The organism is Flavobacterium degerlachei (genome assembly GCF_900106645.1).
Classification (GTDB): Bacteria; Bacteroidota; Bacteroidia; order Flavobacteriales; family Flavobacteriaceae; genus Flavobacterium; species Flavobacterium degerlachei.
The window spans coordinates 14,262-26,236 of sequence record NZ_FNMV01000002.1 but is presented as its reverse complement, the minus strand read 5'-3'; the positions used below and the strand labels follow the sequence as shown (position 1 = coordinate 26,236).

Below are 11,975 nucleotides of genomic sequence, written 5' to 3'. Positions count from 1 at the left end.
TGATTCGGAATAGTGATGGGCAGTAGTGATAAAAAGCTGATGTAATTCTTTTATTACAATTCAGAACAAATCATAATATTAAGCTGTTATGTATGGAAATAGTATGCCGATGAATACTATTATCTAAGAAAAAACTATTGTTTGTGCCTCTCAAAATACAGTAGTATTGGAAAAACAACAATCGAATTCATATTATTTTACTCGTAAAAGTTCTAATTATTTAGATTAATTAGTAAAGTAGGTTGTTTTATCGAATAATCATCAAATTGTAGCAGTAGCTTCCGTTTAATATAGTGAATTTTAATGGCTTAGCGCAATATTTAGTAATATATATATTGTACTTTTAAATTTTTAATTAGAAAATCAAAATTTAAGTAAATGAGGAAAACAATTTTAGTTCTTCTTGTAATTCTTGTTGGAATTACTACAGCTACTTTTTTCATCTATAAAGACAATTCGCTAACAAAAATACAGGAAGCAGGAACCATTAAAATAGGGTATTCTATTGAAGCGCCTTACGCTTTTGTAAAAAAAAATGGGGAAGTTACTGGACTTTCAACAATGGAGGCAAAAGAGATTGTCAATCGATTAGGAATAAAAAATATTGAATGGCGACTAATGGAATTTGGCTCATTGATTAATGAATTAGAATCAGGCAAAATTGACATTATCGCTACGGGTATGTTTATTTCGAATGAAAGAGCCAAAAGAGTGAATTTCTCTGAACCAACATTCTGTGTAAAGCAAGGTTTGCTTGTAGCCAAAGGAAATCCTAAAAAGCTTCTTTCGTACCAACAGATTTTCAAAAATAAAAGCCTTAAAATAGCTATAGTAGAAGGCTCCGTTGAAGAAGTAATGCTTGTAGGAATGGGGTTTAATTCTCAGCATCTTGTCTTAGTACCAGATGTGGAAGCTGGAAAAATAGCTGTAGAAACGAGTTTAGCTGACGCATTTGTAGTATCAAGACCTACTTTACGTCAGTTGCTTAGTAATGATAAAACAAATTTGGTTGAAATAGCGACACGTTTTAATGAGCCAGATGTAACATTAAATAAAAATACAGGATATGGAGCAGTTCAATTTCAAAAAAATGAAGTCCAACTGCAAAATGCTTGGAACAAAGAATTGAAAGCTTTTATTGGAAGCCCAAAGCATTTAGAACTATTGGCAAAATTTGGTTTTTCTAAAGACGAATTACCTGGGACGATAAGCACTGAAGAAATAGTAAACCTTTAGAAATTAATCTACTATTGAAAATGAATTCAATAAAAAATTTGAATATAAAAAAATGGCTTTATATAGTCATCGTTTCCTCACTACTTATTTGTATTGGTATTACTTGGATTTATTTCAAACAAAAACAAATAATTAAACACGAGATCACAGTTTTAGAAAACATTCGTCAAGCAAGAATTGACTTAACAAGAGGGTTTTTACATGTGGGACTTGCAGCTGATTCAAATTCACCCTTTAAACAAGAGGTAGGAATTGCGTATTTAAATCAAGCGATAAATGTGTTTAAAAAGAGTTTAACTAATGACATTCAATCTGAGCTTAATACTATTTCTGAGTCTGAAAAAGAGCTGTTAAAATCTTTTATAATAAATGTTTCTGGTTTTCAAGATACCCTAGAAAACACTAATTATTCAGGAGGCAACGATGCAAAATTAAAAACCAAGTTACGTATACAATTTTATAGTTTAGAAAAACAAGCAGATCAAATTGATACGCTGATTAATGTCAAACTAAAAAGATTATCAGCAACATTAAATTCTGATTTTCTGATAGCCTTAATTGTTGCTGGTCTCTTATTAATCTTAATTTGTATAATTTTTTTCAATCTTACTTCAAAAATTAATAAATCGAATAAAGATCTAATTGAAAGTCAAAAACAACTAAAATCAATTTCAAACAATTTAGTAAATGGTATGATCTATCAAGTTGCTATGTATGAAGAGGGCACACGAAGGTTTAATTATGTCAGCAATGCTGTAAATCAATTGTATGGTTGTACCCCTGAAGAAGTTTTAGCAAACTCAGAATTAATTTATGGTAGAATACACCCTGATGATATCGAAGAATTGATCCTCGCTGAAAGAAAAGCGTTGGCAAATAAGAGTGTTTTTAAAAAAGAAGCTAGAGTCATAAATCCAGACGGTAGTATTCGATGGTCTTATTATGTGTCTCATGTAAGTATAATTGATGGCGTTGCTTGTTGGGATGGAATAGAAGTTGATATTACAGAGCGAAAACAAATGGAAATCGATTTGCTAACTTCAAAAAAACAGATCGAGGAAAGCGAAAATAAATATAGAGTAGCTACCGAAGCCACAAAAGACGGAATTTGGGAATGGAATTTAGTGACCAATGAAACTCTTTATTCAAAAAGATGGTATGCCATTTTAGGATATGATGTTGAAAGCAACAATTTACAGTTTAGCTACCTAGATTGGGAATCCAGAATTCATCCAGAGGATAAAAGTTATGTGTTGCAAGCCTTAAAAGATCATATCGAAAAGGGTATTGATTATAATGTCGAATATAGACATTTACACAAAAGCAATGAATTCCGTTGGCAAAATTCAATTGGTACAGCAATATTTGATGATAGCGGAAATCCAATCAAAATGATTGGAGCCATAAGAGACATTAATAAAAATAAAGTTGCTGATCAGCAGCTTAATGAAGAACGCAACTTTTTAAAAGACATTCTGGAAAGCATGAGTGAAGCTTTTGTTTCTTTGGATGACAATTGGTGTTATACATCTGTCAATTCAAAAGCGGGAGAAATTTTAGGAAAGAATCCAGCCGAATTAATAGGCAAAAACATTTGGGAAGAATTCCCTGAAATTGTAGGTCAACCATTTCAATTGAGCTATGAAAAAGTAATGAATGATAAAGTTTCCATACAAATGGAACAGTATTACGAGCCCTTTGATAGATGGATAGAGAATAGTATTTTTCCAACTAAAGATGGAATTTCTATCTTTTTTTCAGATATCACTAGTCGCAAGAAAACCGAATTGGAATTAGTAAAAACTAAAGAGAAAGCAGAGCAAAGCGATCGCTTGAAATCAGCTTTTCTTGCTAATATGAGTCATGAAATCAGAACTCCTATGAATGGTATTTTAGGGTTTTCATCCTTGTTGAGTGAACCAGGCTTGGGAAAAGAAGAGCAGCAAGAATATATCAAACTGATTCAAATTAGTGGAGCCCGTATGCTAAATCTAATCTCTGAAATTATAGATATTTCCAAAATTGAATCAGGAATGATGGAGGTTAATCTTGAGGAGATCAATATAAATGAAAGAATGGATCTGGTGTTTGGTCTTTTAAACTTAGATGCTGAAGATAAATCAATACAATTATTATATAATAGTAAGCAGTTTTCTGATCTTTATTTAGTGACAGACCCTGAAAAACTCTATGGAATCCTGACCAACTTAGTTAAAAACGCCATTAAATATACAGATAAAGGTACAATAGAGTTTGGATATACAGTTAAAGATAGCTTTATCGAGTTTTTTGTAAAAGATACCGGAATTGGAATTCCAGCAGCGCAACAAGCTGTCATTTTTGAGCGATTTATACAAGTCGATATTTCAAATATTCAGGCACGACAAGGTGCTGGTTTAGGATTAGCGATCGCTAAAGCTTTTGTGAATTTGTTGGGTGGTGATATTTGGCTTGAAAGCCAGGAAGGAGTAGGAACTAGCTTTTATTTTACATTACCGCTTAACGTGAAAAACGAATGGAAAAATGCGCAAACTAATAGAATTCCAAAACTTGAAAAACAAACTTCAGCACCATTAAATATAAAGTTAAAAATGCTAATTGCTGATGATGATGCTATTTCAAGAAAGCTAATTTTAAAGTCGGTACAGGAATTTGGAAAAGAAATAATCGAAGCAAAAACGGGTCGTGAAGCAGTTCAGAAATTCAAAGAAAACCCAGATGTCGATTTAATATTAATGGATGTGCAAATGCCTGACATGAATGGTTATGAAGCAACGAAAGCCATTCGGGAAATAAATCCAGATGTAATTATCATTACACAGTCGGCGTTTGGACTAACAGGAGATCGTGAAAAAGCCTTATTGGCTGGGTCTAATGATTATATTACAAAACCCATAGACAAAAATGAATTGCTTATTTTGCTAAACAAATACTTCACTCAATATAGTATGTAGGAATAGGCAATTCTTCAGCGTTCTAAAACTAATTATTTGGGCGTGACAGCATTCCAGCAAGGGGCTTACTAAGCTTTGCGTTGATAAAGCCCCTTGTCGCAATACTGTCGGGCTATACGCGCTACTTCGGTAGCTAGCTGCTATCCCTCACGCAATTCCTACTTACATTCACGTATTAAAAAAAAAAAAACCGACTAAGTTTCCCTAGCCGATTTGTTGTATGTTGAAAGTTTTTGATTGAATAACTAACGCTTCATCTCTTATCAAAGTCAGAGACATATGCGCAGCGAACTATACTTCGCGGAGCTGGTTCCGTTCAACACAGGCTTCATTGTTGGCTTTGCAAGCCCAACGAACTCTTAGCTGTTATCAGTAGTTTTTTTATTTAGTTTTCTCTTCCACTTAATAATATATCGTCTTCAATTTTTAGAAGAATTAATACAAAAATTTTCAAAAGTACATTATAATCATTTTCTTGAACATCTTTTGATTCAGAGTTTGAGCCGTGAATATATTTATTTCGTAAATCTAAACCATTGGAAAATTCTTTTTTATTTAAATTATAGTTTAAATAGCGTATTTCTTCCCGAGTAAACAAACAGTTTTCAAATTCCACTTCATTCTGCTTCTCCAATTCAATTAAAATACTTTGTATTTCTAAAGGGAAATGCCAAAAATTTATAACCTCTTGATAGTAAAATGAACTAAAAATAAGTGACATAATTCTGTCAACTCTGATAAAGTTATTGATGTCAAAAAAGATGATTTTTTTTTCTAATAAATAATCAATTTCACGTTGTTGAAAGCCTTCAAATAAATCATAGGTGACATTTTCATTTGAAAGGAGTTCATACAGATAGTTATATTTATTCTTAAATGGTTCAATATAGGTTAAAGATGATTGTGTCGAAAATAAGCCATATTTTATGCGGTTAATATTCTCGCCTTTAGTATATACATATTTAATTGCTACTTTGCTTTTTAGTTTGCTAAAATAGATAGGAGATGAGTTAAAACGTAACAGTTCAAAATCTATCTCTCCGTCTTCAATAAATGCATTGTATTGTTTTAATAGAAATTCTAATTCAGGTGCTAGAATACGCACCTTTTCATAAAATTCAGTTTCTTTTGAGGGTAGTGATATTTTTAATTCTTCAATTGAATAGACTTTTTGTAGCGTTTCTAACACAACAAAAGAAATAATATCTTCAATGTCAATATTTTTACTTTTTAAGTAGTGCTTATATAAAGCAAATTGTCCATTAGAGAGAAGTTCTTTTTGAGTAAATTTTATATATTTTAAAAATTCTCCTTTTGAACGCATAAAAATTCTATCCATAGTGTCCAATTCGCAATTTCGATGGACTAAATTTATACAACCTTGAAAGTTGACATATTCAAATAAGACAGTAAAATTTTTGAATATCGAAAAAAAATCTCTTGTGTTAGCAAGGTAATTTTCGCTATAAGTGTAAATTAATCGATTATTTACTTCGTTGTATTTTAAATTTTTAGGCTCTAATTGTTCTCCCGAAATTCCAATTTCCACACTATATGATATTCCGTTGTTTTCCTTGAAAAATGATTTTGTAATTTCACGTTCTTTTTTGGAAGCCCTAAATTTAGTTTTATAATCAAGTTTTAAATTTTGAGAATTTACAATAAGATTAATGTAATTTAAGTTCGGTTCCGAAAGTGAAATATAGTGGTTGATCAATATTTCAATTTTTTCAAATGAAAAGATTTTAGGTATGTAAATTTTTTTTTTCGTATTTAATGAAATTTCCTCGTAGTGAGATAAAATTATCTCAGCAGTTTCGGGATTTTTTTCAAAATGCTCTAGAATTACTTTTGAATAGTAATTTACTAATTCTTGGTTATATAAAACTTCTTGGAATATATATCTTTTCGAAGTCAATAAATTAGAGATTAAACTAGAATCAATTTTTTTAAATATATTTAATTTATTGAATAATTCCCAAAAATTATGAGTGTACTGGAAATTTATTTCTGTAAAAACTTGAATGAAATTTGAGTTATTGATTGATAAAAAAAAGTTTTTTATCAACTCGCAGAACTCACTTGCTATATTTTTATATTTTTGATAATGTTCATCAGACCAAGTAGATAATCGAAGATTATTTTTAAAGTATAATTGAATGTTATACAATTCAAGTAAATCATTTATCGCAAAGGAATTATTCTTATCGAATAATTGAATTATTTTTTCTGCATTTTCTAAATTTATTCCACTACTTAAATCGTCATTTGAATAATAAACGACCCTTCTTAAATCATCTGACATTTTCTGCTATTTTGATTATAAATTTACGTTAGATTTCTGATTCTGTGGCAAAATAGTTGGTAACTTGTATGTTGTGGCCATAAAATTCAATCCACCCATTATAGGTTGGCTTTGTGCGATAAGTGTCCTTTTATATTTTCTTAATCAAACTTAATGATTTTACTTACAGGAAACCATTCCAATATTAAAATAAAAACAGCAAAGTCATTCCACAAAAAAATGACTGAAAATCATTCTTCAGTCGTTTGTATATTTAATTTGTAATTTAAGTATTAGCCTAAAAACGCTTTGAATTCCTCGTAAGTTTTAATCTTAGTGCTTAGTTTTTCTTTTCCTAACACACTTTCAATTTGAGCAGGAATAGGCAGTTTTACATTTAATGTGGGTTCTACCGTATCTAAAAACTTGATAGGATGCGCGGTTTCTAAGAAAATCCCAAGTGCGTTCGGGTGGTTTTCTAATTCTTTTTTTAATCCTAAATAACCAACAGCTCCGTGTGGTTCTGCTATGTAACCATCTGTATTATAAATGGTTTTCATGGCTTGTAATGTCTCAGCATCTGTGAACGTAAAAGAAGAAAAATCCTTTTTAAACTGCGCCAAATCATTCTGGTACATTTCCTGAATACGAACAAAATTACTAGGATTCCCTACATCCATCGCATTCGAAATCGTTGCTTTAGACGGTTTAGGATCGTAAAGTCCGCTTTCTAAGAAACGAGGAACCGTATCATTCACATTAGTAGAAGCAACAAAATGTTCTACTGGCAAGCCCATTTTCTTGGCGATAATTCCCGCACATATATTCCCGAAATTCCCACTTGGACAAGAGAAAACTAAGGGTTTGTTTTGTTTTTTTAATGCTTTATAAGCAAAAAAGAAATAAAACATCTGTGGCAACCAGCGCGCAATATTAATAGAATTCGCCGAAGTCAGATTGTGATGTTTCAAACTCTCGTCTAAGAATGCTTTTTTGACCATATCCTGGCAATCATCAAAAACACCGTCTACTTCAAGTGCTCTAATATTTTGTCCTAGCGTTGTCAATTGGCGTTCTTGAATGTCACTGACTTTCCCTGATGGATACAGGATAATTACTTCAACTCCGTTTACGCCTAGGAAACCGCTGGCAACTGCACCACCTGTATCTCCAGATGTAGCAACGAGAACCGTATTTTTACTGTCTTTTTTATCTTTGTTGAAATATCCCAAACAACGGGACATAAATCGCGCTCCCACATCCTTAAAAGCCATTGTAGGACCATGAAATAATTCTAGAGAATAGATTCCTTTTTCGACTTCCACAACCGGGAAATCAAAACAAAGTGTTTCGGCAATAATTTCTTTTAGTTTTTCTTCAGGAATTTCGTCACCTACAAATTGGCGAATCGCTTGAAAAGCAATTTCCTCGTTACTTAAACTTTCGATAGTATCAAAAAAGGCTTGAGGCAATGGCGTAATCGATTCCGGAAAATACAATCCTTTATCGCTAGCTAATCCTTGTATTACGGCTTCTTGAAAAGAAACTTTTGGGGCGTTATGGTTTAAACTGTAGTATTTCATTGGTAAAAATGATTTCTGATTGGAGATTAACGATTTTAAATTGTTGATTGTTCTCGTAATAGGAGTTACTTCTAAAATCAAAAATCGTTAATCAAAAATCTTAAATTTTTATTTAATATTATAATATTCTCACACCATCAGGATTCACTTTTGAAACGTGAATTTCGTACGGTAATTTCATTTTGTCATAAACAGCACTCATAGCTTTAGCGATTTGCTTTGCGGTATCTTCTCCCTTGCTTAAAGCAAAAATAGAAGGACCAGAACCTGATATTCCAGAGCCTAAAGCACCATTTTCAAGTGCAGTTTGTTTGATTAAATCAAATCCAGGAATCAATACGCTACGCAACGGCTCCACGATTTCGTCATGTAGCGAGCGACCTATTAAGTCGTAATCTTTGGTATACAAACCAGCAATTAATCCTCCTACATTTCCCCATTGCATGATGGCGCTTTTTAAAGAAACGGTTTGTTTCAATACAGAGCGTGCATCCGATGTTTTTAGTTCAATTTGTGGATGAACTACCGTGGCATATAATTCTGACGGACTTTCTATTTTTATAATATCAAGCGGATCATAACTACGTACCAATGTAAATCCGCCTAATAGGGCAGGAGCTACATTGTCAGCATGAGCGTTTCCGCAAGCTAGTTTTTCGCCTTGCATTGCAAAAGGAACCAAATCTTTGATTTCGAATGGTCTTCCTAGTAATTCGTTGATTCCAAAAACCGCACCCGCTGAACTGGCAGCGCTACTTCCAATTCCGCTTCCGGCTTTGATGTTTTTGTAGATTTCAATTTCAAATCCCGCATCCGAATTTAATGCTTCCAACATTGCTAATGCTGCAACTCCAGCTACATTTTTTTCAGTTTCAAGAGGCAAGTCGGCACCCACTAATTTAGTGATGCGAATCCCTTTTTTATCTGATTTCCTGATAACCATTTCATCCCCAACATTGTCTAAACACAATCCAAGAACGTCAAATCCACAAGATAGATTGGCGATGGTTGCAGGGCAAAATATTTTTATTTGATTCATGATTTTTTGTTTCAGGTTTAAAGTTTAAAGTTTCAGGTTTTAAAAAAAGTGCTTTTCAACAACGATTTAACTTGAAACATTAAACTTGAAACTAATTTTTAAACATTCCCTATCCTAATCACATCCGCAAAAATTCCCGAAGCCGTAACCGCAGCTCCTGCACCAGCACCTTTTATTAATAAAGGTTGGTCAATGTAGCGATCTGTGTAGAATAATACGATATTGTCTTTTCCTTCTAAGTTGTAAAAAGGGTGATCTTTTGGGATGAATTGCAAACCTACGCTTGCTTTTCCATCTTCAAATTGCGCTACAAATTTCAATCGGCTGTCTTTTGCGTTGGCTTCCGCCAAAATATCTTCAAAATGACTAGCATGTTCGATTAGGGATTTAAAGAAATCTTCATTATTTACAGTTTCCATACATGCAGCAGGAAGAAAAGATTCATTTTCAATTTCTTCAATTTCCATTTTGTATCCGCTTTCACGAATCAAAATCAATATTTTTCTGGCTACGTCAATTCCGCTCAAATCAATCTTTGGATCTGGCTCTGTAAATCCTTGTATTCCGGCTTCTTTTACTACATCATGAAAAGAGTTGTCTTTATCAAAATTATTGAAGATAAAGTTCAAACTTCCTGATAATACCGCTTGGATTTTGTTGACTTTATCTCCTGATGCCACTAAATTTTTAACGGTATCAATAATAGGTAATCCTGCACCAACATTTGTTTCAAATAAGAAAGGAGCATTGTATCTACGAGATAAGTTTTTAAGGTTTTTGTAATTGTCAAATGCCGATGAACAGGCAATTTTATTACAAGTAACTACTGCAACACTCTCTCTTAAAAAGTGTGCGTAAGTTTGAGAAACGCTTTCGTTTGCCGTGATATCAACAAAAATACTATTACGTAAATTCAGTGCTTTTACTTGTTCAATAAACAATTGTTGGTCTGCTTTTTCTCCTTTGTCTAAAAGTGATTCCCATGATTTTAAATCAATACCTTCTTCATCAAAAAGCATTTTTCTAGAATTGGCTAAGGCAATAACTCTCAGGTTTATTTTTAAGTTGTCTTTTAGGAATTTATTTTGTTGGTTAATTTGGTCGATGAATTTCTCACCTACATTACCAACACCCATAACAAAAAGATTCAATTGTTTTGTGTTGTCTTCAAAGAAACGTTCGTGAAGCGTATTTAATGCTTTTTTCACATCTCTTTCGTTGATTACTGCTGAGATGTTTCTTTCAGAAGCACCTTGTGCAATGGCACGAATATTAACATTATTCTTCCCTAAAGTACTGAACATTTTTCCGCTCAATCCTTGGTGGTTTTTCATGTTCTCACCCACTAAAGCAATGATGCAAAGATTTTTTTCAACAATACAAGGTTCGACTTTGTTTTGAAGAATTTCAATTTCAAAAGCTTTGTTGATAGCTTCTTCAGCCACATCAGCATCCGAATTTAAAATTCCGATACAAATAGAATGTTCTGACGAGGCTTGTGTGATAAAAATAACATTCACATTGGCCTGAGATAATACTTCAAACAGTCTTTTTGATGATCCTAAAACACCAATCATTCCAGGACCTTCTAGAGTGATTAATGTGATGTTGTCAATATGACTAATCCCTTTTACCGGATTTCCATTTGCAACAGCATTATTCGAAATAAATGTTCCTTCGGCTTCTGGCTCAAAAGTATTTTTAATCAGAATAGGAATATTTTTTCTTAAAACGGGTTGAATTGTAGGTGGATACAACACTTTGGCACCAAAATGAGACAATTCCATAGCTTCTTGGTATGAAATACTGGCAATAGGTTGCGCTTGTTTTACGATTTTTGGGTTAGCAGTAAACATTCCGTTTACATCAGTCCAAATTTCTAAATCAGTTGCATCTAAGGCACCTGCTAATATTGCTGCTGTATAATCAGAGCCGCCACGACCTAAAGTGGTAGTGATTCCGTCTAAAGAAGTTGCAATAAATCCGGGCATAATAACTACCTGACTTTTATTCGACGAAAAATAATCAGCGATTAGTTGGTTTGTTAATTCAAAGTTTACTGCAGCTTTTCCAAAATTGCTATTGGTTTTAATCAATTCACGGCTGTCTTTGTAACTGCTATTATCTAGGTTTTGTTTTAAAGCTTCTGCAATAATATAAGAAGACAATAATTCACCAAAACTTAAAATAGTATCGGCAGTTCTTGCAGAAAGTTCTCCTAGAAGGAAACATCCGTCTAAAAGTGTTTCCAGATGATTAATAATCCTTTTTACATGACTTAATAAACCACTTTGTTGACTTACCGGTATTAACTCTTTTAGTGTGTCTAAATGTTTTTTCTCGATTTCGGCAACAACATCTTTGTAGCTTTCGTCACTTGCTGCTGCTTTTGCGGCAGCAGATTGCAATAGATCGGTAATTTTGCTTAAAGCAGATACCACTACGATTAATTGATCTTGTTTTGCTTGATTTTGGACTATGTCTAGGACTAGTTTTATATTTTGTGCATTGGCGACCGAAGTTCCGCCAAATTTTAATATTTTCATTTTATGTGTTTTGATTTTAAAAAAATGTAATGTCTTTTATACATCCAATATCCTTCTTTCTTTAAAAAGAAAAATACAAAATAGGATTATATGTAAAATGTATACCCCTAAGGGGTAGTAGTTGTTGTAGCTGTAAATGTAGCCGTAACAGAAAGTGCAACCCAAATTTGAGTTGTTATCGAAGAGTGATATGTAGATCTGTTGTCTTTCATTATTGTTTTCCAAAAATACAGTTTTTTATAAAAAGCAAAAAACCTTTTTTCTGTTTTTGCGAATATTTTAATAATCCAATGAGAATTTGGTCTCTGTTGAGTATTTCTCATTTTATGAGCT

7 protein-coding genes are annotated in these 11,975 nt (G+C 32.6%); 2 read left to right on the top strand and 5 right to left on the bottom strand.

What is annotated here, in order from left to right; all coding sequences use genetic code 11:
- Positions 1-378 precede the first annotated feature (378 nt).
- Positions 379-1,236, top strand: coding sequence for an ectoine/hydroxyectoine ABC transporter substrate-binding protein EhuB (gene ehuB / locus BLV91_RS02270; protein ID WP_091429179.1), 858 nt, complete (start codon positions 379-381; stop codon positions 1,234-1,236).
- A gap of 20 nt (positions 1,237-1,256) precedes the next feature.
- Complete coding sequence (locus BLV91_RS02265) at positions 1,257-4,190, top strand: PAS domain-containing protein (protein ID WP_091429177.1); 2,934 nt, start codon at positions 1,257-1,259, stop codon at positions 4,188-4,190.
- Between the two features lie 385 nt (positions 4,191-4,575).
- On the opposite strand, the gene BLV91_RS02260 is transcribed toward BLV91_RS02265, so the two are convergent.
- From BLV91_RS02260 to BLV91_RS02240, 5 genes are all read right to left on the bottom strand, one after another.
- Positions 4,576-6,495 (bottom strand): hypothetical protein, encoded by a 1,920-nt coding sequence (locus BLV91_RS02260; protein WP_091429175.1) that lies wholly within the window; start codon positions 6,493-6,495, stop codon positions 4,576-4,578.
- Positions 6,496-6,767: 272 nt separating this feature from the next.
- Positions 6,768-8,057, bottom strand: a complete 1,290-nt coding sequence (thrC, locus tag BLV91_RS02255) for a threonine synthase (RefSeq protein ID WP_091429172.1) — start codon at positions 8,055-8,057, stop codon at positions 6,768-6,770.
- A 118-nt stretch (positions 8,058-8,175) separates the two neighbouring features.
- Entirely contained in the window at positions 8,176-9,096 is a 921-nt protein-coding gene (locus BLV91_RS02250; protein WP_091429170.1) for a homoserine kinase, read from the bottom strand.
- Positions 9,097-9,194: 98 nt separating this feature from the next.
- Positions 9,195-11,642 (bottom strand): bifunctional aspartate kinase/homoserine dehydrogenase I, encoded by a 2,448-nt coding sequence (gene thrA, locus BLV91_RS02245; RefSeq protein WP_091429168.1) that lies wholly within the window; start codon positions 11,640-11,642, stop codon positions 9,195-9,197.
- 107 nt (positions 11,643-11,749) lie between these two features.
- Positions 11,750-11,965, bottom strand: coding sequence for a hypothetical protein (locus tag BLV91_RS02240; protein WP_091429165.1), 216 nt, complete (start codon positions 11,963-11,965; stop codon positions 11,750-11,752).
- Between the last annotated feature and the right edge of the window lie 10 nt (positions 11,966-11,975).